The organism is Amycolatopsis sp. NPDC039088 (genome assembly GCF_055598845.1).
Map to the genome: position 1 here is coordinate 107,335 of NZ_JBVKAE010000021.1, position 25,453 is coordinate 132,787.

Sequence of the window (25,453 nt, forward strand, 5' to 3'; positions counted from 1 at the left end):
GAGGGACTCCTTGAGGGACCCAGAGTCCCTCAAGGAGTCCTTCACGGACCCGAAACCCCATCACAAACCCCAGCGGCACCACCAGTCACAACAGCGGCGCGTGAAGGACCCCGTCCCTCGGCTCAGCTGAGGAAACTCGACCCTCACACCTTTCCCAGTACATGAAGGCCCCCTTCACTGCGCCTAACGCAAGGAAGGGGGCCATCATGTACTTCACGCGAGCAAGCCCGCAGGCCACGAGTAGGCACCTGAGAGAGGGTTCGTTCTAGCCCGAATCGCCACTCACGACCGTTACCTGCCCCCGCAAGGCGTAACCCAGCGGTTTCCGCGGCGACGGCGGAAGGAAACAGCGTCACTCGAAGCTCACTGCCGAGGTGATCTTCGAGGGAAGGGGCAGCCATGCGGGTATCGGCAGAGGTCGGCACGTGGCTCACCCGGCGCAGCAGCCGGGCGGGCGACTGGTGGGCGGCGGAGCTGGCCGCCGCCAAACGCGGCACGCGGGTTTCGGTGGTGATCCCGGCCCGCGACGAGGAGGAGACCGTCGGCGCGATCGTCGGCACCATCCGGCGCGAACTCGTCGAACGCGTTCCGCTGGTGGACGAGATCCTGGTGGTGGACAGCCATTCCACCGACGCCACCGCCGAGGTCGCGCGGGCGGCCGGAGCGGACGTCGTCGCACAGGACGCGGTGTTCCCCGAACTGGAAAGCCTGACCGGCAAAGGGGAAGCGCTCTGGAAAGGCGTCGCCGAAACCACCGGTGACCTCGTCGTCTTCGTCGACGGCGATCTCCGCGATTTCACCGCCGACTACGTGACCGGACTGCTGGGACCGTTGCTGACCGACCCGGCGATCGCCTACGTCAAGGGTTTCTACCACCGTCCGCTGATCGGAACGGCGGGCACCGAACCCGACGGCGGCGGCCGGGTCACCGAGCTCGTCGCCCGGCCGCTGCTCAACATGTACTGGCCGGAGCTCGCCGGTTTCGTCCAGCCGCTCGCCGGTGAATACGCCGGACGGCGCGAAGTGCTCGAAGGCATCCCGTTCGTCACCCACTACGGCGTCGAGGTCGGTCATCTGATCGATCTGCTCGAACTGCACGGGCTCGACGCGCTCGCGCAGGTCGACCTCGGCCACCGGACCCACCGGCACCAGGGGACGCAGGCACTCGGCCGGATGGCGGCGCAGATCATGCTGACCTTGATGGACCGGCTGGAACGCGGTGGCCGCGTGATCTCGGCGGCGCCGCCGTCCACCTCGCTCGCCCAGTTCAGGCGGGGCGAAGGGGAAGGCGTCGAACGCGAGCTGGTGCTCACCGACGTCGCCCTCACCCAGCGGCCGCCGCTGGAGAGCCTCCCGCCGGAGATCCGGCCGGAGAACTCACCCGCGTTGCGGAGGACGGCTTAGACCGTGTGAATCGGTGTCTTCGCGGGTTGCCAGCCGGGCGGGCCGAACACGTAACCGAACTTGTCCCGCCACGACCGGGCCGCGCGGACGTCACGCAGGATCGACCCGTACTCGTGGAAGCCGACTTCGAGCAGGTTGTAGGTCTCGATGTTCTTGGTCAGCCCATAGGTGGGCCGTTTGCCCTCGGGCACGAAACTGCCGAACATCCGGTCCCAGATGATCAGGATGCCGCCGTAGTTCGCGTCGAGGTACTCCTTGTCGCTGCCGTGGTGCACTCGATGGTGTGAAGGCGTGTTGAACACGTACTCGAACCAGCGCGGCAGCTTCCGGATCTTCTCGGTGTGCACGAAGAACTGGTAGACGAGGTCGATCGACAGGCCGGTGAGGATCATCCACGGCGGGATGCCGGCGAAGGCCAGGATCGACCAGAACGGCAGCTGGAAGTACGGGGTCCACTTCTGCCGCAGCGCGGTCGAGAAGTTGTAGTGCTCACTCGAATGGTGGACCTGGTGGCCCGCCCACATGAGCCGGACACGGTGACTGGCCCGGTGATAGGCGTAGAAGACGAGCTCTTGGCCGAGCAGCATCAGTGCCCACGTCCACCAGTCGTCCGGGCTGAACTTCACCGGTGCCGCCTGGTAGAGCGCGGCGAACACGAACAGCATGGCGATGCGGAAGACGCCGTTGATCACGACCGCCACCGCGCCCATGGCCATGCTGGTCCGGGTGTCCTTGACGCTGTAGCCGATGACGTTGTCGTCGTGCCCCAGCACGTGCAGCGCGAGGATCTCGATCGCGACGAACAGCAGGAACACCGGTGTCGCCATCAGCACCGGGTCACTCAGATGGGCAAGGAAATCCGCCACCGCACCGCTCCCTCTTCTCGCCGCTTGATCTGACCTTACGGTAACTTACCCTGGGGTCATTTACCTCAGGGTAAGATAGCCGCCGTGACAGAAGCAAGGGCCGTCGGCACGAAGGGCGTGCCCCGTGAAGAGCGGGAAACGCAGATCGTGCGTGCCGGTACGGAGGAGTTCGGCAAGAACGGGTACGCCGGGGCGTCGATGGTGGAGATCGCCCGTCGGGTCGGCGTCACGAAACCCTTGCTGTATCAGTACTTCGGCTCGAAGGACGGGCTGTACCTCGCCTGCCTGCACCGAGCGGGGGACAGGCTGACCGAAGGCGTCGCCGAGACGATGGCGCGGGAGGGCGAGCCGCCGGAGCGGATGCCGCTGGCAGTGCTTTCGGCCATCTTCGAGACCTTCGACCACGACCGTTATGCGTGGAAGCTGCTCCGCGACCCGACAGTGCCCTCGACGGGGGAGATCGCCGGAGTCGCCGCCGGCTACCGCTTCCGCCTCGACGGGTTCGCGCTGGTCGGCGCCGCCCAGCTGATGCGGTCGCGCGGGCTCGGCGACGAGCGTGACATCGAGGCCATCGCCCAGGTGTGGACCGGAGTCGTCGATTCCTTGATCAGCTGGTGGATCGACCAGCCGGATCAGGACGCGGCGGCGATGACCGAACGGTGCGCGCGGATCATGCGGAACCTGTTCGGCTGGTGAGCGCGGCCGCGGCGGCCTCGCCGTCGGCGAAGGCGAGCGGAGGACGGTCGTTCAGCGGGAACCAGGCGTATTCGGAATTCTCTTCCGACAACACGATTTCCGCGTCCGGCGGGAGTTCGCAGGTGAACGTGAACGCGATCGTCACCAGGCCGGTGTCGCCGTAGACCGACGGGTACGACCCGGCGAACCGGAGGTTCCGGAGTTCGCAGCCGATTTCTTCGAGTCCTTCGCGGACGAGGTTCTCTTCGGCGGTTTCGGCGCCGGAAAGGAAGCCCCCGACGGTGTCCCAGCTGTCCTTCCGGGGCTCATGGGCCCGGCGCAGCAACAGGATCCGGTCGCCGTCGAGGACGAGACCGACCGTGGTCGGCAGCGGGTTGTCGTATTTGGTGAAGCCGCAAGCGGGACACTCGACATGGGCGTCTTCACCGGTCCCGGCGAGCCGGGTGCCCGCGCCGCAGCGGGGGCAGAACTTCCAGTCCTTCACCGGCCGGAGCCTAATGGCCGGTGGAGAAGAGAATTCATTGAGGGGTAAGCGAAACGTGTCGTGATTGTGGGCGGCCTGTTCGCGGGGGCGGGGCAGTGCGAAGGCGTAACGCACGTGCTCAGACGCGTAACTCGCATGCCTGGATCCCGCACTCGGGTGTCCCGGCCCCAAGCACGCGAGTTCCGGCTTCAGGCACGCGGGTGCGGTGCCACATCACCCAGCCCACCCCTCACCCGCGACCTCAAGCCAGAAAATCCGTGAAGGCCTCCTTCCCTACCTTGAAAGTAGGGAAGGAGGCCTTCACGGACACGCCGCCCTTGGGGTGACCTCGCACCTTACGAGCAGCGCCAGTACGAAGGCTCGGGCAAGCCCATCGGCGTGGCGATGATCGCGCCGTCCGCGGTCACGAACGCGTTCGAACCAAAGGGATGGGGCACGTCCGAGAAATTCGGCCTGGGGCCGGTGATCGTGCTCTCGTTCGCCCCGTCGCGCCAGACGCTCACGGAATCCCCCGAAGAGGCACCGTGGAACCCGAGCACGACTCCCCGTGAATTGGCCGCCTTCGCGGTCGCGCCGGGAATGGTCGAGACCACGTTGCCCACGGCGTCCCACACCACGGCCACGCGGCCGCCCGCGGCATCGACGCCATAACCGGCGGTCACGCCCTCGTCGAACTGCGACGCGACGATCCCGGTGAGACCGGGTGGGGTCTGGAGCATGCCCCTGGAGCCGTCGGTGTGGTAGATCTCGCCGGTCGAGGCCACCACGCGTCCCGTTTCGTCGATCCCGACCGGGAACCCGTCCCCGAGGATCCGGTAACCCGTGCCACCCGCGGGCCAAGAGATGATCTGGTTCTTGCCCGGGGCCTCCACGACACCGGTGATGTCCCCGCGATCGTTGAGCCACGAGGGATAGGTGTGCCCTGTTGCCGGTGCCGGCAGCCAGCGATAGAACGTCTGGTACACGTACGGAACGGCGTTGCGCGAGTCGTCGACCTTCGCTCCCACGACCACCCCGTTCCGGTTGATGTCCCGGGTGTGGTTCCAAGCGCCGTCGCGGAAGCGCAGCATCTTCCGCGGCTGTCCGTTGTGCCAGATGATCCCGTAGCTGGGTTCGGGGTAATTACTGCCGTTCCCGAGGATCCACTCGGTCCCGGCGGAGCCGTCGATGTAGGCATAGTCGATCCCGGAGGGCATCGGCAGCCTGGTCTGCCGCCAGGAGCAGCCGGCGGGGTCCTGAGCGGGCACGGCCTGTGCCGTCTGGACCCCGATCGCCGTCATGAGGAGCGTCGCTCCCAGAACGGCGAGTCTCCGGCCGATCGCCATACTCAGAACCACCACTGGTTCTTGGCACCCGCGACGTACTCCCACAGCTGCACGACGCCGCCGTCACGCCCCGCGGTGCCGAGGTCGGAGTCGAGGTAACGCCCGCTGCGCACGTTCTGCAGACGCAGGAAGCCCTCGGGGTTCTCGGTCACGGTGAACCACTGGTTCGATCCGCCCGGCATGTAGTCCCAAAGCTGGACCTTGGTGCCGTTGCGGTCGATCGAGCCGAGGTCGGCGTCCAGGTACCGTCCGCTTTGGACGTTCTGAAGGCGGTAGTGCCCCTCGGGGATCTGGGTGATGTACCAGGCCTGGTTCGCCGGGATCGTGTTGTCCGGGGCGATGAGGCAGGTCCAGAGCTGAACCTTGGTGCCGTTTCCGTTGATGGTGCCCAGATCCGCGTCCAGGCACCGGCTCTCGTCGGACGCGGGGCCGAGCAGGTAAGCCTGCTGCTGAACGCTGAAACCGGCACCGCGCACGTTCGCCGGACGCAGCGACAGCTGCCCGACGTCGACACGCTGCTGCTCGTCCGCCGCCTGCGCGGCGGGTGCGCCGAACAGTGCCGAGAATCCGGCCAGCACTGTCACGGACACGAGAAATCGCTTGAGATTACGCATTTAGCTCCCCAGATTGCCGCAGGTGTCTCAACTGGGCCCCGACCAGGACACTCTGCTGACCATGATCTTGCCGTTCGGCCGCCGTCACGTCAATGAGGTTCTTTCCCACGAAAACGCCACCCCGACGGGAAATCCCGAACGAGGTGGCGATCGTCGACGTACCCGATGGATACGGCTGGGGTGCCCGGCGCCGCTCCGGGCACCCCAGCCGCGTCTCAGGTCGCGGCGTTGGAATTGCCGCGCAGTTTGACGTTGGCCGTCGAGGCGTTCTTGATCGCCGTCTCGATCTGCGCCATCGTCGAGGACGAGGTCAGGCCGGGCACCGTCGCCGTGTTCAGCGCGTAGAGCGTGAACGTGTACGGGTGGGTGGAGCCGCCGGGGCAGGGGCCGAAGTACTTCTGTGTGTTCGACCCGCTGCCCATGGCCTTTTGCTTGGCGCCGTTCTGGTTCGGCACGGTGAAGCCCGATCCCAGGCCTTCCGGCAGTGACGCCGCGGCCGCCGGGATGTCCCAGATCGCCCAGTGCAGTTTGTTGCCGTTGTTGGCCACGTCCGCGAAAACGACCGCGTAGCCCTTGGCGCCCGTGGTCCCGGCACCCCACGCCAGCGGTGGTGAGGTGTCCTGACCCGCGGTGCCGTCACCGGCGCAGGTGTACTTGTCCGGGATGGCCGCGTTGTCGGCGAACGCGGAACTGGTCAGTTTGAACGCGCCGGGCTGCGAGGAACCAGCAAACTTCAGGCGTACCACCACGTTGTCGATCGTGCTCGGCGTGCCACCGTTCTTGTCCGCGTTGGTCGAGGTGACCCACAGGCCGCCGTCCGGGGTCTTGGTGACCGAACGGAGCCTGCCCCAGCGACCGGAGAACAGCGACTGCACCGAACCGACGCCGTTGCCCGCCGCGTTGATCTGCGTGGCGAACAGCTGCTGGCTGGTGACGGCCGCGACGTAGATCCAGTCGTTGACGATCTCGATCCCGCTCGGCCCGCCGGAACTGGTCGGCCAGGTCTTCTTCGGCGCGACCGTGCCACCGCAGGTGCCCGTGGTGCCTTCACACTGGGGCCAGCCGAAGTTGCCGCCCTTCTGGATCAGGTTGAGCTCGTCCTGGGTGCCGTCCCCGAACTCCGACGCCCACAGCTGGCCGCGGGAGTCCCACGCCAGGCCCTGCGGATTGCGGTGCCCGAAACTCCAGACGTACCGGGCGTTCCCGCCGGTGGAGAAGAACGGGTTGTCACTCGGCGCCGATCCGTCGGGGTTGAGCCGCAGGATCTTCCCGTTGAGCGAACCCTTGTTCTGCGCGGTTTCCTTGTTCTGCCCGTCGCCCGCGGTGGCGTAGAGCTTGCCATCCGGGCCGAAGCGCAGCCTTCCGCCGTTGTGGTAACGGTTCTTGGCGATCCCGGTGAGCACCGGTGTCGACGTCGACGACAGCGTTCCGTTGTCGTAGGTCATCTTCACGATCCGGTTGTCGCCGGACGCCGTGTGGTACAGGAAGATCGCGTGATCGGTGGCGTAGTTCGGCGAAATCGCGATGCCGAGCAGGCCGCCTTCGCCGCTGGTGCCGACCGCGCCGGGGACCTTGCCCACCGTGGTCTTCTGGCCCGACGGCGTGATCCGCAGGATCTCGAAGCGGTCGCGTTCGGTCGCCAGCGCCGTGCCGTCCGGCAGGAAGTCGACGGACCAGGCGAGGTCGGCCTTCGTGATGTCCTTGTCGTACTCGGGAATCCCGCCGCCGGAGGCGCCGCCCGTCTTGACGGAGAGCGCGGTGCTCGCCGCGGAGGCGTTGCCGTCGAGGTCCCGTGCCTTCACCGTGAACGTGTACGATGTGTTCGCCGCCAGCCCGGTGATGGTCGCTTCGAGCGAAGGTGTCGTCGCGACCTTCGTGGTGCCCTGATAGACGTCGTAACCGGCGATGGTGCCGCTGTCGTCGGTGGAAGCGTTCCACGCCAAGGAGACGCTGTTCGCGGTCACGGACGTCGAACGCAGATTCCCCGGCACGGTCGGCGGCGTGGTGTCCCCGCTGGGCGGTGTGGTGAACTGCACGACATTGCTTTGCTGCGAAGGGTTTCCGGCCGCGTCGAAGGCGCCGACCGAGATGTCGTACGCGGTGTTCGGCGTCAGGTTGTCGACGGTCGCGGTGAGCGTGGTGCCGTCGACGGTCTTCAGGACGTTGCCGCCGCGCATGACCTCGTAGCGGACCACGCCGACGTTGTCGGTCGCGGCCTCCCAGGTGAAGGTGGCGGACCGGGCCTTGACGTCCTTGGCTGCCAGGTTCTTGGGCGGCGTCGGCGCTTCGGCGTCGAGCACTCCGCTCGCGGTGAGCTTGTCCGCGTTGGGTCCGCCGTTCGCGGTCGTCGCGGCGGTGCGGATCTTGTTGACCCCGGCGGCCAGCGCGACGTCCTTCGTCACGGTCTTCCACGTCGTCCACGCGCCGGTTCCGGGGAAGGACAGGGTCCCGGCGGCGGCACCGTTGATGCTCAGCGCGACCGGCCGGTCGATCGTGGTTCCGTTGGCATAGCGGAAAGTCAGCGTCTGCGTGCCCGCCTGCGCGGCGTTCACGGTGTACTCGACATAGCTGCCGACGACGTTGTCGAAGTTCACGAACCCGGTGCCGGAATAGCCCGCGTGGTTCGATTCGACGGCGCCTTGGGAGATCGTCGCGGTCTCGGATTCGTAGTCTGTCGCCGCCGCGCCGGCGGGCAGGGCCGGCAGGACGGCGAAGGTCATCGCCGTTGCGGCGGCGCAGGTGAACAGCGCGCGCCACGGTGGTCGGGGTGCCACTGGTGCCTCCATGCGTGCAGTCGGGGTCGGGGAGGTACAACGGCGGACCGGGCGAGCCCGGCGGGGGAGCGGGAGTTTTAGTTAGGAAACTTTCCTATCTATGGTTCAGATCACACACCAGCTCGTGCTTTGTGTCAATAGCTCACCATCATCAACACGGAGCGTCACGCCAGAACGCGATTAGTCCTCTAGTTGCGGTACTTGCACGCGCAAGCACCGCAACTAGAGGACTAATGGCGTTCTAGAAGAAGAGGGTCAGCCGGCGATGTCCGCGCGCGCGATCACCTTCGTGATCTTGGCGCGCACCAAGGACTCCTCGGGGACGGCGTTGCGCCTGCCGTAGGCCTCGGCCTTGTCCTCGCCCATGTACCGGCCACCGAGCCGGGTCGCCCACTCGAGCATCTCGTCGTAGTCGTTGTGCAACACGGCCTCGGCGGTGAACTGCACGTACGAGAACGGCGGCTTCTGGTCGTCGACGGCCAGCGAGATCCGGCCGTCGCGGCGGATCGCCTTCCCCTTGAGCGTGTCCGTCCCGGTGGTGAAGATCAGCTCGTCGCCGTCGGGTCCCTCATTGAGCAGGAACCACACCGGCGTCACGATCGGCGCGCCGTTGGCCCGGACCAGGCCGAGCATGCCCGTCCGGGTGCCCTCGCTCGCGAACTTCCACCACTCGTCCCGGTTCATCTCACGCATGGACCGAACGCTACCGGGACTTCCCGTCGTGGGCTGTCCCGGTCACCCGTGGGTGAGTCGTGAGTGGGTGTTTCGCGTGGCTGGATGGATGGCGCGTGTGATCAGACGGAGGACACGTGTGACTGAATGGATGACACGCGGGAGCGGCAGGTTTCGTCGGGTGTTCTCCGTCGGATCACGCGTGTCCGCCCGACAGCAAGAAGGGGACCATCACGTACTTCACCGCGAGCAAAGCGCACCGGATGCCTGGCATCCGAAAGATCCGAAAGAGACGCCGAGGGGGCACTGGACCCTCGATCCTCATCCAGTCCCGCGAGCCACAGCCGGGCCGAGGCCGGTCACCCGTGCGGGGTGCCGGGGGCGGCGACTAGCCTGGCCTGCTGTGCGAGACGACGAGCTGACCGGGATGGGGCTGGCCGACGAGGGGCTGACCCGCCGCCTCAAGGCGCTGGCCTGCACCGCGCCCTTGCACGACCTCGACGCGCGCAAGGCGAAGCTGGACTGGGCGGACGCGACGATCTACCAGATGGCCGAGATCGCGCTGCACACGATCGACCAGGTCACCGTATCGATGGACTTCGACACCGGCGCCGACCACGAACAGGTGATCGTGCGGCTGCTGCCGTTCGTCGCGCTCCAGGCTCCCGGCCGGACCCCGGACGAGCACGCCAAGGTCGCCCGCTGGGTGCTCGACAACCTGATCAACGTCGGCACCACCGATCGCGGGTTCCGCCGCGTCTACGGCTCCATCGGCCCCGGCGGCGGCTACCAGCGGCGCCAGTTCGACTTCAAACTGCTCGTCGAACTGGCCGCGCCCGACGGTGAGGTCTACCTGCGCGCCACCGACGAGGCGATCAACGTCCTCGTCGGCGCGCTGGACACCGACGTCGAATCCGCGCAGATCGCGGCCGAGGTCAAGCTGGAGAACCTGATCAACCGCGGCCGCCTCGCCGACGCGAAGCTCGCCGCCGAGCAGGCCCGCTACCGGACCGTCCAGTACGGCGAGACGCTGCGCGCCAAGCTGGACGCCACCCGGCGCGACGTCCGCGCGGTCGACTGGGAACGCGAGGTCCCGGACCTGCTGGACCAGGCGCTGTCCCATATCGAGTCCCGCTTCCGCGCCGAGAACGCGATCCTCAAGAACATCACCGCGTCCCGCGACGAGACCGAGGACCTCGACCGCAAACGCCGCGCCGCCGAACTCGTCGACATCGTCAGTGACTGCATCCGCCGCCACACCCGGCTCCAGTCCCGGCTGGCCGACGCCGGGGCGGTGTTCCGCGCCGAACAGGACCGCCAGCAGTTCTCCGGGCCGCCGCAGCGCGCGACGATCGACCTGTTCGGCCAGCTCCTGATGCCGACGCTGGGCCTGCCGATCGCCGACGCCGTCGCACCCGCGGAATCGTTCTTCCACGCCGGCGCCGGGATCTCCCCGCCGACCGTGCCGTCGCTGTCCTCGCTGGTGTCGCTGTTGCTGCGGCCGGCACCGGAACGCGACCAGCTCGTCGGCGAGATCCCCGAACCCGAGCTGATGCCCGCCGAGGTCACCGACAAGTTCGGCGACGAGCAGTGGCGCCTCGCCGACGACCTGCTCGACCTGCCCGAGGTGCCGCGACGGCTGTCCGGGCTGCTCGAAGAGGCGCGCCGGATCGACCCGGGGCTGCCCGCTCTGGTCGCGTTGCGGGCGGTGCACGCCTACAGTCCCGAGGTCGGCGCGGCGCTCCGGCTGGGGGAGCGCCAGGTGCTGCTGGCCGTCGACGACGGCACGCTGCTCGAAGACCCCGAGTTCGGCGGAGCGGATCTGCTGCTTTCGTCGGCGCGGGTGGACCGTGATGACCAGGAAGAGGAGGAGGTCGCGTGACGACATCAGGGGACGTCGAATCCGCGGCCCGGCTGGTCTCGTTCGGCATGCGCCCGAAGCAGTTGCCGTCGCGAGACGTCGTCTACGGCGATCTCGTCCGGCGCTACGGCGAGGACAGCGCGTTCAAGCAGCTCACGCACGCGGTCGCGGCCGGACTCGGGCTGATGGTGCTCGAAGTCAACCTCCAGGCCGGTGCGGTGCTCGCGGCGACCGACGAGTCCGTCTTCGAGATCAAGATGGACAGCTACGCGCGCCAGAGCAAGATCCGTGAGCGCCGCGAGACCGAGAAGGTCCTGCACGGCCTCATCCACCTGGCCACCGCCGCGCTCGGCTATCCGCGCCCCGACGACCTCGCCAACGACACCTACATCGGCCGCGTCAGCGTCGAACAGGTGGACGCGATGGTGCGGGAGGCCTGCCGGATCCTCGACGAACGCGCGGCCGAGGCCGAGGCGAACAACGACCCGCTCGCCGACGCGCCCGAACTCGAACAGGCTTGGCGCGCTTACGCGAGGCGTCCCGCGGCGGCGGCGACCAAGGACGGCAGGCTGGCGTCGGACACCACCCGCGGCATGGTCGCGCGAGCACTGCGCTTCCTCGCGGATCAGGGTTTCCTGGTCCAGGTCAGCGGGGAACAGGGCGGGACCTACCGGACCACACCGCGCTATCAGGTGCAGGTCCGCGAACTCGCCGCCGACGCGGCTTTCGACGATCTGCTCGCGCTGAACGTGGTCTCGGTCGCCAACGGCGGCGGGACGCTGCGCGCGGCCGCGTCGGACACGCTCTAAGGGGAGAAGATGTACGAGCTTTCGCGGGTTCGCCTGCACTCGGTGGGCCCGGCCGGCGCGCGCTACCAGGACGTCGTGCTGGACTTCAGCGGCGTCGGCGCGGCCATCACCGCGCCCAAACAGGACGCGCTGTTCAGCGCCGGGATCCACCTGGCCGGCGAGGGGCCGCCGCGGCGGCCGTCCCCGGCGAGCGTGCTGTTCCTGGAGAACGGCGGCGGCAAATCCGTCCTGATCAAGCTGATCTTCTCGGTCATGCTGCCCGGCCGCCGTCAGGTCGTCGGTACGACGAACACCAAGGTGCTGGAGAAGTTCGTCGCAGCCAAGGACGTCTCGCATGTGGTGCTGGAGTGGCTGCAGGTCGAGACCGGCCACCGGGTGATCACCGGCAAGGTGTCGGAATGGCGCGGGCACGTGGTGTCGGCGGATTCGGAGAACCTCGTCGACTCCTGGTACTGCTTCCGCCCCACGCCTTCGCTGGACTTGGACTCACTGCCGCTGACGTCGGACGGCAGGCTGCTGACGATGTCGGGGTTCCACGACCAGCTCGACAAGGTGCACGGCGGGGAGCCGGAGCTGGAGCTGTTCTGGACCCGGCGCCACCACGAGTGGACGTCCCGGCTGGACGGCCTCGGTCTCGACACCGAGCTTTTCCGGTACCAGCGCGCGATGAACGCCGGTGAAGGCGAGGCGGCGGACGCCTTCGCGTTCAACACCGACGAGGCGTTCGTCGAGTTCCTGCTGCGCGCGGTGCTGTCGGAGGACGAACCGAAGGACCTCGCCGAGGTCGTCGCGACCTACGCGCACAATCTCGCCCAGCGCGGGGATCTGTTGTCGGAACGGGATTTCGTCGCTGGCGCGCTCGATCTGCTCACGCCGCTGGCGGAGGAGGAAGGCGTCGCCGCCGCGTCACGGAAGCTCGCCGATGCCGCCCGCGCCGAGATGCGGACGCTGGCCGGTCAGGTCGCCGCGCGGGACAAGCTGGAGAACGAGCGGCTGAGCGGGCTCGAACAGCACGTCGACGAGGTGAAGTCGGCCGAGAAGCTGGCCGAGGGCGACCACCGCCGCCTCGCCGCCGGGGTCACCGAACTCCGGCGCCTGGTCGGGAAACTGCGGCTCGACGAGGCGCAGGAGAGCAAGAAGCGGATCGACGGAGAACTCGCCGAGGCCAAGACCGCCGCCGAGGCCTGGCGTGAATGCGCCACCGTGCTCAACCACCTCAACGCCGCCCGCAAGGCCCGCGATTTCCGGGAACTGGTGGGGAATCGCGAGCAGAAGGCACAGCCCGCGCTGCAGGCACGCAACACCGCCGCGGCCGCGCTCGCCCGAGGTCTGCTGGCGCTGGCCAAGAACGCGACCGATCAGGCGTCGAAGGCCGAAGCCCACGCCGACGCTCTGCGTGCCGAAGCGGAGAAGGCCCAGGCGGAACGCGACGAATCGGCGAACCTCGCCGCCTCGCGCCGGGCGGAGGCCCGCGGACTGGGCGCCCGGATCGCCGAAATCCGGGAGGAGATCGCGGAAGCCGTCCGGTCCGGCGCGCTCAAGGCCGGGGCGGACGTCGCCGACGCGGCGCGGGCGGCCCGTGCGGAGGCCGAGACGACCGCCGCCGAACTCGTCCGCCGCGAACAGGAACTCGAACGCGTCACCGAGGACCTGCGTGCCGCGCAGGCGACCGTCAACGACGCGCACCGGCTCGCCGGGTCCACGAAGGACCGGCTGGAGCGCGCCGCCGAAGAGCTGGACCGCGCGAACCGGCGCACCGACGCGCTCGCCGTCGAACCCCGGCTGGTCGAACTCCTCGGCGCCGACGACGTCGCGCTGGAGACGGATCTCCCGGTACTGCTGGAACGTCTTCGCGAGGCAGGGACGACCGCGGAGAAGGAACAGACGGCGTTGCGGATGGAGGAGTCCGTCGACGAGCGCGCGCTGAACGCGCTCGGTTCCGGCGGTCTCCTGCCCGCCACCGAAGAGGTCCAGGCCGCGTTGGACGCGCTGGAAGCCGCGGGGATGAACGCGTGGTCCGGCTGGCGCTATCTGTCCACTTTGGACAAGAAGCGGCGGGCGGCCGTGCTGGCCCGCGCGCCCCAGCTGGTCTCGGGGATCCTGCTCAACGAACCGGAGCAGGTCCGGCTCGCCGAAAAGGTGCTGGCGGAGCGGCGTTTGCTGCCCACCACGATCATCCCGGTCGCCACCACCGAGGCCACCACGACCGACCGCCTGCCGGGTGAGGCGGGTATCGAATTCCTCGTTCCGCCCAACCCGGCGATGTACGACGAGGAAGCCGCCGACGCCGAGCGTGAGGCCATCGCGCTCCGGCACGCGGAACGGCAGCGTCGCCTCGAAGCGCTGGCGGCTTCGCTGGCCGAAGACGCCGCGCTGTCGTGGAAACTCAAGACCTGGCGCGAGGACTACCCGCCCGGGAGCATCGCGACGCTGGCCGAACAGCTGCAGAACGCGCGTACCGCCCACGAGACCGCGCAGACCGCGTTGGACCAGGCGGAGAAGGAATTCCAGCGTCTCGGCGAGAAGGCGACCGGGTTGCGGGAGCGGATTCCCGAGCTGCGCGCGGCTTCGGCGGAGGCGGGGGAGCGGGCTCGTGGGCTGGAGGCGCTCGCGACGCGGGCCGCGAAGATTCCCGAATGGATGGACGACGTCGAACGCGCGACCGAGACCGCCGAGCGAGCCGAGTCGACGGCGTCCGAAGCCGCGGTGAAGGCGTCCCGGCTGCGCGAGCAGGCCGGTGAGGAACAGCGGACCGCCGACGGGCACCGCCGCACGGCGACGACGGCGAAGTCGGAACTTGCCGAGGTCCCGGGTTCGAGTGACGTCACCGAAAACGACCCCACGCCCGCCGAACCGGTGGACGCGTTGCGCCGCACCTTCGCGTCGGCGTTCGAGGCCTACTCGAAGGTCGAGGTCGGCAGCGATCTGCGGGCCGAACTCGACCAGGCGGAAAGCGTCGAGGCGTCCGCACGGGCGGCCGTCGAGGCACTGGACGACGCCGTCCGCGAGCGGGCCCTGATGCTGCTGGAGACGCCGGACGGTTCCGACGCTTCGGCGCGGGCGGCCGCGCAGGCGCGGGCGAACCGGGCCGTCGCGGTGCTGGAGGAGGAACGCACCGAGATCGTCGGTCTCGTCGCCACCCGCAAGGCGGAACTGAGCCAGCTTCCGGAACAGCCGTCCGCGCTCGCCCTCGACGCCAGGCCGAAGGACATCGAGCACGGCCTGGAGCTGATCGACGAAGCGAGCCTCGAAGTGTCGGCGGCCGCCCGGAAATGGGAGGAACTGCAGGAGCGCCGCGCCGCGGCCGAAGCGACGTTGGAGTCCGCGAAGACGTCCGCGTCCGGATTCGGCCTGCTGGCCGAGTCGATGGCGCACCTTTTGTCCAAAGAGGACGACGCGGTGGCCTTCGACGGCGACGTCGAATCCGCGCGGACCAAGCACTCCCGGCTCAACACCGCCCTCACCGAGGCACAGGACGCAGCCGACGCCGGTGACCGCCGGGTGCGCGCCGCGGCCGACCAGCTGGCGCAGTACGCCACTGACAAGCGCTTCGAAAAGCTCAGCACCCCCGTGCGGCAGCAGGTGATCTCGGTCCGCCGCGACCAGCTGCCCGCGCACGCCGCGGAATGGGCCGAGGCGTTGCGCCCGCGGTTGCGCACGCTCACCGACGACCTCGCGCAGATCGACCGCCACCGCGGCGGCATCATCACCCGCCTGCAGGGCATGGTCGACGGCGCGTTGCGCACTCTCCGTGCGGCACAACGGGTTTCGCGGCTGCCGGACGGTCTCGGCGACTGGTCGGGCCAGGAGTTCCTGCGGATCCGCTTCACCGAACTCGAAGACAACGTGCTCGCGGAAAAGCTGGGCGAGGTCGTCGACGAGGCCGCGGTGGGGAAGACCTCCGACGGCCGCGACGTCAAGCGGGACGGGCTGTCGCTCGTGCTGCGCGGCGTGCAGGCCGCCGCGCCCAAAGGTTTCCGCGTCGACATGTTGAAGCCGGATTCCGTGCTGAGGACCGAACGGCAGCGCGTCTCGGAGATCCGGGACGTGTTCTCCGGCGGCCAGCAGTTGACCGCGGCGATCATCCTGTACTGCACGCTCGCCGCGCTGCGGGCCAACAACCGGGGCAAGGCGCGCAACCGGCACTCCGGTGTGCTGTTCCTCGACAACCCGATCGGCCGCGCGTCGGCCGGGTATCTGCTGGAGCTGCAGCGGGCGGTGGCCGAGGCGCTGGGTGTCCAGCTGATCTACACGACCGGCCTGTTCGACGCGGGCGCGCTGAGCGAGTTCCCGCTCATCGTGCGGCTTCGCAACGACGCGGACCTGCGGGCGGGGCGCAAGTACCTGTCCGTCGACGCGACGATCCGCAACGCCACCGACGAACTCGGGGATCCGGACGGCGTCGCGCGGCTCTCGGCGACGCGATTGTTCACGCGGCCGTCGGACGAACCGGGCCAGGAAGAGGAGACCGCCTAGGGTGTGGCACGCTGTAGCACCTTGGGGCACCCGGTGCTAAGATGCGGAATATGAGCGTTCAGCACGAGATCTCTCAGCGTGATCTCCGGAACAGGTCCGGCGAGATCATGGACGCGGTCGAGCACGGTGAAACCTTCACCGTGACGCGTAGCGGCTCACCCATCGCCCAGCTGGTTCCGTTGTGCCGACGGCACGCCGTGTCCCGTGACCAGTTCGCCGCGGGTTCGGCGAACGCTCCGCTCATCGACCCGGACAGCTTCCGTGCGGACCTCGACGAGGCCTTGGCCGGGGAAGCGGACGATCCCTATGGCCGCTGAGGTCCACGGGCTGCTCGACACGAACATCCTCATCCTCCGGCGAGCGATCGACCACGCCCAGCTGCCGGATCTGATGTCGATCAGCACGATCACGCTCGCCGAGCTGTCGGCGGGGCCGCACTACGCCGACGACCCGGCGGAACGAGCGCGACGCACGGATCTGCTGCAGCGAGTCGAGTCCGAGTTCGACCCGCTGCCTTTCGGCACCGAGGCGGCACGGATCTTCGGCCGGGTTTCGGCGTCGGTGCTCGCGATGGGCAGGACGCCGCGGCGGCGTGTGGCCGACCTGATGATCGCCAGTGTGGCCATCGCGCATCGGATGCCGTTGTACACCACGAATCCGCAGGATTTCGATGGCCTGAAAGAACTTCTCGACGTCGTACCGGTCACCCGCCCAGGAAGCTGATCCTAGGGGCTAAGGACATGAAGGCCCCCTTGCTTGCGTCTGGCGCAAGGGCCCGGGAAAGTCCCGGTCTTGCAGGTCAGGTGACTATTCCTGCATTGTCGCGGGGCCGCATGTGCCGGTCGTGGAGCTTGATCAACGGAGGATCAGGGACACTCAACGTCCCTGATCTTCCGTTGGTCAAGGTCGAGCCGAGGTGGGGCAGGCCTGATTCTGGATGCCAGTGGGGCTTCAGTGTCCACAAGGGACACCGCCAGCCGATCGACTGTCCGATTGATGCCGCTAAATACGTTTCCGTGCGGGGTCGTGAGTGTTAATGAGGGTTATTGAGGGGTAAGTCAAACGTGTCGTGTCGCGGGCTGTGGTCGCTGCTGCCTACGCGTTTCCCTGGTGGTGAAGGCTTCCTTGCCTACGCTGACGGTAGTGAAGGGGCCCTTCACTACCGTCAGGCGTGATCCCTGGTGACAGTGGGACGGCTGTGACATCAACGTCCCGTCTTGAAGTCCGTGAAGGCCTCCTTGAGGGACCCAGAGTCCCTCAAGGAGGCCTTCACGGACTTACCACCCACCACGCCACCTTTGCCTTACCCCTCAATAGAACGACTCAAATCACTCATGACCCCCTCTCGAAACCGTGCAAGTCTCCCAAATCGGGCACATTTGACTCGAAAAGTGTCCCTTATAGACGGTCAGAAGCCGGGTGAGGCCTTTTGCGTGAGCCCGCTCCCGCCGGGGCCACCACGGCACGTTCGCCTTGACCCCGCCCTAGCAATGGAGCCGACCAGCAGTTATGCGACTTCGCCGGGACACTCCCGCCCGGCCCCTCATCTGACCCGAGCAGAAGGAAGTGGCCGGTCGTCAGTTCTCCCGCGCCGCGGCGCGGTACCGCCCCGGCGCCTGACGGCGAGCCCGCCGGAACGCCCGGCTGAACGCGTAGACCGACGTATAGCCGACAGAGTGGGCGATGCTGTCCACCGTGTCGTCGGTGTCGCGGAGCCGGACCGCGGCCAGATCCATTCGCCACTGGGTGAGGTAGTCGCCGGGGGTCCGGCCGGTGGTTTCGCGGAAGCGGCGGGTCAGCGTGCTGCGTGAGGTCGCCAGCTCCGCCGCGAGCAGGTCGGTGGTCCACGGTTTCGCCGGTTCTTCGTGGAGCTTGGCCAGTGCCACGCTGACCAGCGGATCGCCGAGGACGCCAAGCCAGGTTCCGCGTGTCTCGTCCGGTTTTTCGGCCTGCCAGACGCGGAGCAACTGGACGAGCAGGATGTCGACAAGCCGGTTGAGGACGAACTCGGTGGCGATCTGCGGACGGGCGAGTTCACGCGACAGCAGCCGGACGGTGTCGTCCAGGCCGTCGCCGCCGTGGGACGCGCGGATGTGCACCAGTTCCGGCAGCGTGGTGAGCACCTGGATGGACACGGCCGGGTCATAGTCGTAGGAGGCGCCCAAGACATGGGTCTGCACCTCCCCGGAACCGAGGCGCAGCACCCCACCGCAGGACCGCGCCTTCTCCGCCACCGCGCACAGCTTGGGAATGACCGGCGCGTCCGGGGCGCTGCGCAAGGTGTGCTCGGGTCCGTTCGGCAGCAGGACGACGTCGCCGGGCATGAGCTGCCGTGGCGGGTGGCCGGTCACCTCCAGCCAGGCCGTGCCGGAGGTGACGGCGTAGAAGGCCGCGCCCGCGATGCCGTGCCAGAGGATCCCCCACGGCCCGGACGCCTCGATCCGGGCGCCGGCGGTGCCGCGGACGCCGCCCACGGCGAGTGTCTCGGCCAACAGGTCCATACCGCCGAGGATAGTGCGACAGATGGATATGTTCATGGCTGTTTCAGGCATCGATACGACCACGCTGTGCTTCATATGATCGCGCCATGGCAGACACGTTCGACTTCGATGAGATCAACCGCGGCGTCATCGCCGAATTCCGGGAGAAGGGCGGCAAGGCGGGCGGGATGTTCGAGGGCTACCTGCTGATCCTCGTGCACCACATCGGCGCCAAGTCCGGCACCGAACGGATCGCGCCGCTGGTCCCGTTCGTGGAGGACGACCGGATCTACATCTTCGCCAGCAAGGGCGGCGCCGACGAGAACCCGGCGTGGTACCACAACCTGGTGGCCAACCCCGAGACCAAGGTCGAGTTCGGCACCGAGACCTTCCCGGTGCGCGCGCGGGTGCTCACCGGCGCCGAGCGCGACGACATCTACGCCAAGCAGGCCGCCGACCAGCCGCAGTTCGCCGAGTACCAGCGCAAGACCAGCCGGGTCATCCCGGTGATCGAGCTGGAGCGGATCTGAAAGCCGGCGACCGGGTTTGTCGGTAGCCGGTGGTAGAACCGATCCGTGCTCCCCAAGATCGGTCTCCGGCAGCGGCGCGCCCGGCTCGCCGTGCGCCATCACCTCGCCACGCCCGCCTCGTCGGTGCACGCCGCGGCGGACGCGGTCGTGGCACTGCACGCCACGGATCCCGCGACGGTCCACCTTTCGGCGTGGGCCAGGGTCAAGGGTGACGGCGTCGCGGAACTGGAAAACGCGCTCTACGAAGAGCGCACGCTGGTGCGCATCCTCGGCATGCGCCGCACGGTCTTCGTGGCCGGGCGCGAGAACGCGGCCCTCGTCCAGGCGGCCTGTTCGGCCGACATCGCCAAGAAACAGCGCCGCCTGCTCGAACAGCACCTCGGCCAGCAAGGGCATCCGGAGAACGTGCCCGATCCGGAACGCTGGCTGGCCGAGGTCGAGGACGCGACAGAGCGCGCTCTGAAGGCCCGCGGGTCCGCGACGGCACAACAGCTGTCCGAGGACGAGCCCCGGCTGAGGCAGCAGCTCCTGATGTCGAAGGGCAAGCCGTACGAGGCGATCGCCAACGTCACCAGCCGGGTCCTGTTCCAGCTCGCGGTCGACGGCCGCATCGTGCGCGGGCGTCCGCGCGGCAGCTGGCTCAGCAGCCAGTACTACTGGGCCACGATGGCGGACTGGCTTCCCCATGGCCTCGCGGTGTGGGACGCCGACGAGGCCAGAGCCGAACTGGCCCGGAAGTGGCTTTACGCCTACGGACCGGCGCCGATCGCGGATCTGCGGTGGTGGACGGGCTGGACGGTCGGGCAGACCAAGAAGGCGCTCGCGGCCGTTCAGCCGATCGAGGTCGATCTCGACGGCGTCCCCGGCGTGCTGCTCGCCGACGATGTGGAGCCCGTCGCGGAACCCGAGCCGTGGGTCGCGCTGCTTCCTTCCCTCGACCCGACGTCGATGGGATGGCTCGACCGCGAGTGGTACCTCGGCCCGCACCGGGCGCCGCTGTTCGACGGCACCGGCAACATCGGCCCCACGGTCTGGGCCGACGGCCGGATCGTCGGCGGCTGGGCGCAGCGTCCCGACGGTGAGGTGGTCCATCACTTCCTGGAGGACGTCGGCGCGGACGTCGAACGGGCCGTCGAGGCGGAGGCGAACCACCTGGCCGAGTGGTTCGGAGAGGTGCGAGTCACGCCACGGATGCGTACGCCGCTGGAGCGACGGCTAGCACAACGAAGCTGAGAGTTTTCCGCAGAGCTCCTGGTGGCGGTGGTCTTAATCGATTCTTGACCTGACCCACCGAGTGGTGGAAGTCTCGTCAGGGCAAAGAGGGCCGCCCGAGCGCGCACGCTAGGGTTGCGCCCGAGTAACGGACGTCTTTCCGGGGCGATCCCGGACGAGTCTCAAGGGAGTGGCAGCAGTGACGGTTCGCGTAGGTGTCAACGGCTTCGGCCGCATCGGCCGCAACTTCTTCCGGGCCGTGCAGGCCGCCGGTCACGACATCGAGGTGGTCGCGTTCAACGACCTCGGCGACGTCGCCACCATGGCCCACCTGCTGAAGTACGACTCCATCCTCGGCCGCTTCCCGGGCGAGGTCAGCGTCAGCGACGAGGGCATCGTCGTCGACGGCAAGACCATCAAGGCACTCGCCGAGCGCGACCCGGCCAACCTGCCCTGGGGCGACCTCGGCGTGGACGTCGTCGTCGAGTCGACCGGTTTCTTCACCACCGGTGACGCTGCCAAGGCGCACCTCGCCGGTGGGGCCAAGAAGGTCATCATCTCCGCGCCCGCCAAGGGCGAGGACCTGACCGTGGTGCTCGGCGTCAACGACGACAAGTACGACGGTTCGCAGAACATCATCTCGAACGCGTCTTGCACCACCAACTGCCTCGGCCCGCTGGCCAAGGTGCTGAACGACGCCTTCGGTGTCGAGCAGGGCCTCATGACCACGATCCACGCGTACACGCAGGACCAGAACCTGCAGGACGCGCCGCACAAGGACCTGCGCCGCGCCCGTGCCGCCGCGCTGAGCATGGTCCCGACCTCGACCGGTGCCGCCAAGGCCATCGGCCTGGTCCTCCCGGAGCTCAACGGCAAGCTCGACGGCTACGCGGTCCGCGTCCCGGTCCCGACCGGTTCGGCCACCGACCTCACCGTCACGCTGACCAAGAGCGCGACCCTCGAGGAGATCAACGCCGCGTACAAGGCCGCCGCCGAGGGCCCCCTGGCCGGCATCCTGCGCTACAGCGACGACCCGATCGTTTCGGCCGACATCGTCACCGACCCGGCGTCCTGCATCTACGACGCGCCGCTGACCAAGGTCATCGGCAACCAGGTCAAGGTCGTCGGCTGGTACGACAACGAGTGGGGTTACTCCAACCGCCTCGCCGACCTCGTCAAGCTCGTCGGCAACAAGCTCTCCTGACCCATGGCGCTGAAGAACCTCGAAGACCTGCTGGGCGAGGACGTCTCGGGCCGGTACGTACTCGTACGTTCCGACCTGAACGTCCCGCTCGACGGGGACAAGATCACCGACGACGGCCGCGTCCGCGCGGCCCTGCCGACCCTCAAGCGGCTCGCCGAGGCGGGCGCGAAGGTGGTCGTCACGGCGCACCTCGGCCGTCCCAAGGGCGAGCCGGACCCGAAGTTCTCGCTCGCGCCCGTCGCCGCGAAGCTCACGGAGCTGCTCGGCGTCGACGTGCCGCTGGCCGATGACCTGGTCGGCGAGTCCGCCAAGGCCACCGTCGCCGGCCTGACCGACGGTCAGGTGGCCCTGCTGGAGAACGTGCGCTTCGACGCGCGCGAGACCAGCAAGGTCGAGGCGGAGCGCCAGGAACTGGCCGCCGAGCTGGCCGCGCTGGTCCCGGGCGGCGCGTTCGTCTCCGACGGCTTCGGTGTCGTGCACCGCAAGCAGGCTTCGGTCTACGAGATCGCGCGGGCGCTTCCGGCGTATGCCGGCGGTCTGGTGCTGGCCGAGGTCGACGTCCTCAAGAAGCTGACCGAGGACCTCGCGCGGCCGTACGTCGTCGTCCTCGGCGGCGCGAAGGTCTCGGACAAGCTCGGTGTCATCGCCAACCTGCTGACCAAGGTCGACAGGCTGCTCATCGGCGGCGGCATGGCGTACACCTTCCTCAAGGCTCAGGGCCACGAGGTCGGGAACTCGCTGTTGCAGGAGGACCAGCTCGAGCAGGTCCGCGGGTTCCTCGCCGAGGCGGAGAAACGCGGCGTCGAGCTGATCCTGCCGGTGGACGTCCTCGCCGCGACGGGCTTCGCGGCCGACGCGGAGTTCGACGTCGTCGACGCGAAGGCCATCCCTGCCGACCGGATGGGTCTCGACATCGGTCCCAAGTCGCGTGAGCTGTTCGCGGGCAAGCTGGCCGACGCGGCGACCGTGTTCTGGAACGGCCCGATGGGCGTGTTCGAGTTCGAGTCCTTCGCCGGTGGCACCCGTGCCGTGGCCGAGGCGCTCGTCAAGAGCGACGCCTTCACCGTGGTCGGCGGTGGCGACTCCGCCGCGGCCGTGCGGCAGCTGGGCCTGCCCGAGGACGGTTTCTCGCACATCTCGACCGGCGGCGGCGCGTCGCTGGAGTACCTGGAGGGCAAGGAACTGCCCGGAGTCGCTGTGCTGGGAGAGAACGACTAGTGGCGCGCAAACCGCTCATCGCCGGCAACTGGAAGATGAACCAGAACCACCTCGAAGCCATCGCGCTGGTTCAGAAGATCGCCTTCGCCCTGCCGGAGAAGTACTACGCGAAGGTCGACGTCGCGGTCTTGCCGCCGTTCACCGACATCCGCAGCGTCCAGACGCTGACCGACGGCGACAAGCTGTCGCTCACCTACGGCGCCCAGGACCTGTCGCCGCACGACTCCGGTGCCTACACCGGTGACGTGTCGGGCCCGATGCTGGCGAAGCTGGGCTGCAGCTTCGTCACCGTCGGGCACTCGGAGCGGCGCGAGTACCACGGCGAGACCGACGAACTGGTCAACAAGAAGGTGAAGGCCGCGCTCAAGCACGGGATCAAGCCGATCCTGTGCGTGGGGGAGAAGCTCGAGGTCCGCGAGGCGGGCGAGCACATCGCCCACACCACGGCCCAGCTGGTCGAGGGCCTGAAGGGGCTCAAGGCCGAGCAGGTCAAGGATGTCGTCGTCGCCTACGAGCCGGTCTGGGCCATCGGGACCGGCAAGGTCGCGACCCCGTCGGACGCCGAGGAGGTGTGCGGAGCCATCCGTGCCACCCTCGCCGAGAAATACGGCGCCGAGGTCGCGTCTTCGGTCCGCGTGCTCTACGGCGGCTCGGCGAAGGCCAACAACATCAGTGACCTCGTCGCCTGCGAGAACATCGATGGTGCCCTCGTTGGTGGTGCCAGCCTGGATGGTGACGAGTTCACCAAACTCTGCGCACTCGCCGCGGGCGGGCCCCTGCCCTGATCGGGGCACCTACCGGGTAACCTGTGTATCCGGTCCGTCACACAGCAGTGGACGAGTCCAGGAGTACGGTGTGTCCTGGTGGTCAACAGCCGCCAGCACGCACCGTTTTCCTGCATTCTCCAAGAGCGCAGAGGATGACATGAAGCTGTTCCTGCAAATCCTGTTGATCGCCACGAGCTTTTTCCTGGTGGTCGCCGTGTTGCTGCACCGCGGCCGCGGTGGCGGTCTGTCTTCGCTGTTCGGTGGCGGTATGCAATCGAGCCTCTCGGGCTCGAGCGTGGCCGAGAAGAACCTCGACCGGATCACGCTGGGCCTGGGCGCGGTGTGGCTGATCAGCATCATCGGCCTCGGGCTCCTGCTCAAGGTCTGATCGATCCAGGTGTTTCGGCGTGCCTATGGGGGGCGCGCCGCCGATCCCTATAGGTGTGAGGATTCATGGTTGGCGGTAACGCGATTCGAGGCACCCGTGTGGGTGCCGGTCCTTCGGGCGAATCGGAACGGGGTGAGTCGGCGCCGAGGCGCCGCATTTCCTACTGGTGTGCCAACGGGCACGAGGCGCAGCCCTCGTTCTCGATGGACGCCGAGATTCCCGACGAGTGGGACTGCCCGCGTTGCGGGCTTCCCGGTGGGCAGGACGAGAAGAACCCGCCTGCCGCGCCGCGGACCGAGCCCTACAAGACCCACCTGGCTTACGTGAAGGAACGGCGTTCCGACGCCGACGGCGAGGCCATTCTCGCCGAGGCGCTGGAGCGGTTGCGCCAGCGCCGGGAGATCTAGCCTCCGCTCTGGACGCTCACCGGTCGAGCGGGTACCGGGCACGCACCCGGAACCCGCCGTCCTCGGTGTCGGCGGTCTCGAAGCTCCCACCCAGCAGTCGAGCGCGTTCGGCCAAACCGGTCAGCCCGTGCCCTCCCGAGGGCAGGGCCGCACCGGCGGTCCGGGCGCGCTCATTGCGTATCTCGACCTTGAGTGAGCCGTGCTCACCCTGGATCCGGATGGTCGCGGTGGCGCCCGGTGCGTGCTTGTGCACGTTGGTGAGGCATTCCTGCACGGTGCGGTAGGCCGCCGCGGAAACCTGGCTGGGCAGCAGTTCGGGGATCCGCTCGACGGTGAGGTGCACCGGGACGTCCGAGCCCCGGATGAGCCGGTCGAGTTCGTTGATCCCCGGCCGCGGCCCGTCGTCCTCGGAACCCGAGCGCAGCACGCTCACGAGCGAACGCAGTTCCTCGAGCGTTTTGGTGCTCAGTTTCCGGATGACCTGCGCGGTTTCGAGCGAACGGGGGTCGGTCGTCTGCGCCTGCAACGCGCCGGCCTGCATCGCGATCAGCGTGATCTGGTGCGAAACGACGTCGTGCATCTCCCGTGCCAGCCTGGCGCGTTCCTCCGCGCGGACGGCGTCGGCGTGGAAGCGGCGCTCGCGATCGCGGCTGGCGGCGAGTTCGGACAGCTTCTGCGAGATCTCGGTCCGCGCTCCGATGAGCAGGCCGATGGCGACCGGCATCCCGGCGACGATGACGCCGTAGATGCCGTCCAGCACGTGTTCGCGCCAGCTGAGCTCGACGAAGTCCGGCAACGGCCACTGGACGAACCGGCAGGTGAACACGAGCGCGAAGCCGGTCCAGGTCTGCCAGTGCATCTGCTTGCGGGTGGCGAGGAAGCCGAGCGCGATCATCGCGGCGAGCTGGGACCAGCCGGCCAGGAAACCGGGGACCGTGGCGATCACCGCGAGGAACGGCAGCTTGCGGCGCAAGGCGAGACCGAGGCAGGCGGCGCCGGAGAGATAGATGGAGTACGGCTGGGCCTTCTCCGGGATCACCAGCCAGACGTCGAGCGCGGCCAGGAAGATCGCGAGCGTGTCGACGCCCAGCGCGACCAGCGCCGGACGTTTGATCTTGGCGAACGACATGACCCCGGCGGCACGGCGCATCCGGTCGGCGGCGTCCGCTCCGGAGCCGCCCACCGAGATACCTGGCATCGAGAGACCCTCTGTGCTCATCGCTGGCGACCTCACTCGTCTTGTGGACTTGGATGGTGAGACGTGTT

The 25,453-nt window shown here is 68.2% G+C and carries 22 protein-coding genes; 14 read left to right on the forward strand and 8 right to left on the reverse strand.

Annotated elements, in window-relative coordinates:
• Window positions 1–399: 399 nt before the first annotated feature.
• A complete protein-coding gene (locus ACZ7KI_RS25775; RefSeq protein WP_470275636.1) occupies window positions 400–1,404 on the forward strand; it encodes a glucosyl-3-phosphoglycerate synthase in 1,005 nt (334 codons plus the stop codon).
• Here ACZ7KI_RS25775 and ACZ7KI_RS25780 read toward each other — a convergent pair.
• Complete coding sequence (locus ACZ7KI_RS25780) at window positions 1,401–2,270, reverse strand: sterol desaturase family protein (protein WP_470275637.1); 870 nt, start codon at window positions 2,268–2,270, stop codon at window positions 1,401–1,403. The genes ACZ7KI_RS25775 and ACZ7KI_RS25780 overlap by 4 nt on opposite strands.
• A gap of 84 nt (window positions 2,271–2,354) precedes the next feature.
• Here ACZ7KI_RS25780 and ACZ7KI_RS25785 point away from each other — a divergent pair, with 84 nt between their 5' ends.
• Window positions 2,355–2,966 (forward strand): TetR/AcrR family transcriptional regulator, encoded by a 612-nt coding sequence (locus ACZ7KI_RS25785; protein ID WP_470275638.1) that lies wholly within the window; start codon window positions 2,355–2,357, stop codon window positions 2,964–2,966.
• Here the strand turns inward: ACZ7KI_RS25785 and ACZ7KI_RS25790 are convergent.
• The 5 genes from ACZ7KI_RS25790 to ACZ7KI_RS25810 form a co-directional block, all read right to left on the reverse strand.
• The gene (locus ACZ7KI_RS25790) at window positions 2,941–3,450 is read right to left on the reverse strand and encodes an NUDIX domain-containing protein (RefSeq protein ID WP_470275639.1); all 510 of its coding nucleotides are present in this window, start codon (window positions 3,448–3,450) and stop codon (window positions 2,941–2,943) included. The genes ACZ7KI_RS25785 and ACZ7KI_RS25790 overlap by 26 nt on opposite strands.
• Window positions 3,451–3,785: 335 nt before the next feature.
• Entirely contained in the window at window positions 3,786–4,730 is a 945-nt protein-coding gene (locus ACZ7KI_RS25795) for a hypothetical protein (protein ID WP_470275640.1), read from the reverse strand.
• Window positions 4,731–4,777: 47 nt separating this feature from the next.
• A complete protein-coding gene (locus tag ACZ7KI_RS25800; protein ID WP_470275641.1) occupies window positions 4,778–5,389 on the reverse strand; it encodes an RICIN domain-containing protein in 612 nt (203 codons plus the stop codon).
• A 215-nt stretch (window positions 5,390–5,604) separates the two neighbouring features.
• Window positions 5,605–8,109: a PQQ-dependent sugar dehydrogenase gene (locus ACZ7KI_RS25805; protein WP_470275688.1), complete on the reverse strand. Its 2,505-nt coding sequence runs from the start codon at window positions 8,107–8,109 to the stop codon at window positions 5,605–5,607.
• Between the two features lie 309 nt (window positions 8,110–8,418).
• A complete protein-coding gene (locus ACZ7KI_RS25810; RefSeq protein ID WP_470275642.1) occupies window positions 8,419–8,856 on the reverse strand; it encodes a PPOX class F420-dependent oxidoreductase in 438 nt (145 codons plus the stop codon).
• Window positions 8,857–9,262: 406 nt separating this feature from the next.
• Here ACZ7KI_RS25810 and ACZ7KI_RS25815 point away from each other — a divergent pair, with 406 nt between their 5' ends.
• From ACZ7KI_RS25815 to ACZ7KI_RS25835, 5 genes are read left to right on the forward strand one after another with little or no spacing between them, the layout of a single operon-like run.
• Window positions 9,263–10,717 carry a hypothetical protein gene (locus tag ACZ7KI_RS25815; RefSeq protein ID WP_470275689.1) on the forward strand — a complete coding sequence of 485 codons (1,455 nt, stop codon included), beginning with the start codon at window positions 9,263–9,265 and terminating at the stop codon, window positions 10,715–10,717.
• 47 nt (window positions 10,718–10,764) lie between these two features.
• Window positions 10,765–11,505 carry a hypothetical protein gene (locus ACZ7KI_RS25820; protein WP_465503659.1) on the forward strand — a complete coding sequence of 247 codons (741 nt, stop codon included), beginning with the start codon at window positions 10,765–10,767 and terminating at the stop codon, window positions 11,503–11,505.
• A gap of 9 nt (window positions 11,506–11,514) precedes the next feature.
• Window positions 11,515–15,981, forward strand: a complete 4,467-nt coding sequence (locus ACZ7KI_RS25825; protein ID WP_470275643.1) for a coiled-coil domain-containing protein — start codon at window positions 11,515–11,517, stop codon at window positions 15,979–15,981.
• A gap of 50 nt (window positions 15,982–16,031) precedes the next feature.
• Complete coding sequence (locus tag ACZ7KI_RS25830) at window positions 16,032–16,298, forward strand: type II toxin-antitoxin system Phd/YefM family antitoxin (protein WP_470275644.1); 267 nt, start codon at window positions 16,032–16,034, stop codon at window positions 16,296–16,298.
• A complete protein-coding gene (locus ACZ7KI_RS25835; protein ID WP_470275645.1) occupies window positions 16,288–16,704 on the forward strand; it encodes a PIN domain-containing protein in 417 nt (138 codons plus the stop codon). Before ACZ7KI_RS25830 ends, ACZ7KI_RS25835 begins: the two co-directional genes overlap by 11 nt.
• Window positions 16,705–17,558: 854 nt before the next feature.
• Here ACZ7KI_RS25835 and ACZ7KI_RS25840 read toward each other — a convergent pair.
• Window positions 17,559–18,482, reverse strand: coding sequence for an AraC family transcriptional regulator (locus ACZ7KI_RS25840; protein ID WP_470275646.1), 924 nt, complete (start codon window positions 18,480–18,482; stop codon window positions 17,559–17,561).
• 86 nt (window positions 18,483–18,568) lie between these two features.
• Here ACZ7KI_RS25840 and ACZ7KI_RS25845 point away from each other — a divergent pair, with 86 nt between their 5' ends.
• The 7 genes from ACZ7KI_RS25845 to ACZ7KI_RS25875 all read left to right on the forward strand — a co-directional run bounded on the left by ACZ7KI_RS25845 (window position 18,569) and on the right by ACZ7KI_RS25875 (window position 24,187).
• The gene (locus ACZ7KI_RS25845) at window positions 18,569–18,991 is read left to right on the forward strand and encodes a nitroreductase/quinone reductase family protein (RefSeq protein ID WP_470275647.1); all 423 of its coding nucleotides are present in this window, start codon (window positions 18,569–18,571) and stop codon (window positions 18,989–18,991) included.
• Between the two features lie 45 nt (window positions 18,992–19,036).
• Window positions 19,037–20,224: a winged helix DNA-binding domain-containing protein gene (locus tag ACZ7KI_RS25850; protein WP_470275648.1), complete on the forward strand. Its 1,188-nt coding sequence runs from the start codon at window positions 19,037–19,039 to the stop codon at window positions 20,222–20,224.
• 178 nt (window positions 20,225–20,402) lie between these two features.
• Window positions 20,403–21,407: a type I glyceraldehyde-3-phosphate dehydrogenase gene (gene gap, locus ACZ7KI_RS25855; protein WP_034311751.1), complete on the forward strand. Its 1,005-nt coding sequence runs from the start codon at window positions 20,403–20,405 to the stop codon at window positions 21,405–21,407.
• A gap of 9 nt (window positions 21,408–21,416) precedes the next feature.
• Entirely contained in the window at window positions 21,417–22,625 is a 1,209-nt protein-coding gene (locus ACZ7KI_RS25860; protein ID WP_470275690.1) for a phosphoglycerate kinase, read from the forward strand.
• Complete coding sequence (gene tpiA, locus ACZ7KI_RS25865; RefSeq protein ID WP_470275649.1) at window positions 22,625–23,410, forward strand: triose-phosphate isomerase; 786 nt, start codon at window positions 22,625–22,627, stop codon at window positions 23,408–23,410. Before ACZ7KI_RS25860 ends, tpiA begins: the two co-directional genes overlap by 1 nt.
• 139 nt (window positions 23,411–23,549) lie before the next feature.
• On the forward strand, window positions 23,550–23,780 hold the full coding sequence (secG, locus tag ACZ7KI_RS25870; protein ID WP_470275650.1) for a preprotein translocase subunit SecG: 231 nt from the start codon (window positions 23,550–23,552) through the stop codon (window positions 23,778–23,780).
• 65 nt (window positions 23,781–23,845) lie between these two features.
• Entirely contained in the window at window positions 23,846–24,187 is a 342-nt protein-coding gene (locus tag ACZ7KI_RS25875) for an RNA polymerase-binding protein RbpA (RefSeq protein ID WP_034311760.1), read from the forward strand.
• A 16-nt stretch (window positions 24,188–24,203) separates the two neighbouring features.
• Here the strand turns inward: ACZ7KI_RS25875 and ACZ7KI_RS25880 are convergent, their stop codons facing one another.
• Window positions 24,204–25,406 carry a sensor histidine kinase gene (locus ACZ7KI_RS25880; RefSeq protein WP_470275651.1) on the reverse strand — a complete coding sequence of 401 codons (1,203 nt, stop codon included), beginning with the start codon at window positions 25,404–25,406 and terminating at the stop codon, window positions 24,204–24,206.
• Window positions 25,407–25,453 lie beyond the last annotated feature (47 nt).

Excerpts from the sequence above, each read along its gene's own strand:
- ACZ7KI_RS25775 (WP_470275636.1), top strand. The coding sequence starts at position 400 with ATGCGGGTATCGGCAGAGGTCGGCACGTGGCTCACCCGGCGCAGCAGC.
- ACZ7KI_RS25795 (WP_470275640.1), bottom strand. The coding sequence starts at position 4,730 with ATGACGGCGATCGGGGTCCAGACGGCACAGGCCGTGCCCGCTCAGGAC.
- ACZ7KI_RS25800 (WP_470275641.1), bottom strand. The coding sequence starts at position 5,389 with ATGCGTAATCTCAAGCGATTTCTCGTGTCCGTGACAGTGCTGGCCGGA.
- ACZ7KI_RS25805 (WP_470275688.1), bottom strand. The coding sequence starts at position 8,109 with ATGACCTTCGCCGTCCTGCCGGCCCTGCCCGCCGGCGCGGCGGCGACA.
- ACZ7KI_RS25810 (WP_470275642.1), bottom strand. The coding sequence starts at position 8,856 with ATGCGTGAGATGAACCGGGACGAGTGGTGGAAGTTCGCGAGCGAGGGC.
- ACZ7KI_RS25815 (WP_470275689.1), top strand. The coding sequence starts at position 9,263 with ATGGGGCTGGCCGACGAGGGGCTGACCCGCCGCCTCAAGGCGCTGGCC.
- ACZ7KI_RS25820 (WP_465503659.1), top strand. The coding sequence starts at position 10,765 with ATGCGCCCGAAGCAGTTGCCGTCGCGAGACGTCGTCTACGGCGATCTC.
- ACZ7KI_RS25825 (WP_470275643.1), top strand. The coding sequence starts at position 11,515 with ATGTACGAGCTTTCGCGGGTTCGCCTGCACTCGGTGGGCCCGGCCGGC.
- ACZ7KI_RS25830 (WP_470275644.1), top strand. The coding sequence starts at position 16,032 with ATGAGCGTTCAGCACGAGATCTCTCAGCGTGATCTCCGGAACAGGTCC.
- ACZ7KI_RS25835 (WP_470275645.1), top strand. The coding sequence starts at position 16,288 with ATGGCCGCTGAGGTCCACGGGCTGCTCGACACGAACATCCTCATCCTC.
- ACZ7KI_RS25840 (WP_470275646.1), bottom strand. The coding sequence starts at position 18,482 with ATGGACCTGTTGGCCGAGACACTCGCCGTGGGCGGCGTCCGCGGCACC.
- ACZ7KI_RS25845 (WP_470275647.1), top strand. The coding sequence starts at position 18,569 with ATGGCAGACACGTTCGACTTCGATGAGATCAACCGCGGCGTCATCGCC.
- secG (WP_470275650.1), top strand. The coding sequence starts at position 23,550 with ATGAAGCTGTTCCTGCAAATCCTGTTGATCGCCACGAGCTTTTTCCTG.
- ACZ7KI_RS25875 (WP_034311760.1), top strand. The coding sequence starts at position 23,846 with ATGGTTGGCGGTAACGCGATTCGAGGCACCCGTGTGGGTGCCGGTCCT.
- ACZ7KI_RS25880 (WP_470275651.1), bottom strand. The coding sequence starts at position 25,406 with ATGAGCACAGAGGGTCTCTCGATGCCAGGTATCTCGGTGGGCGGCTCC.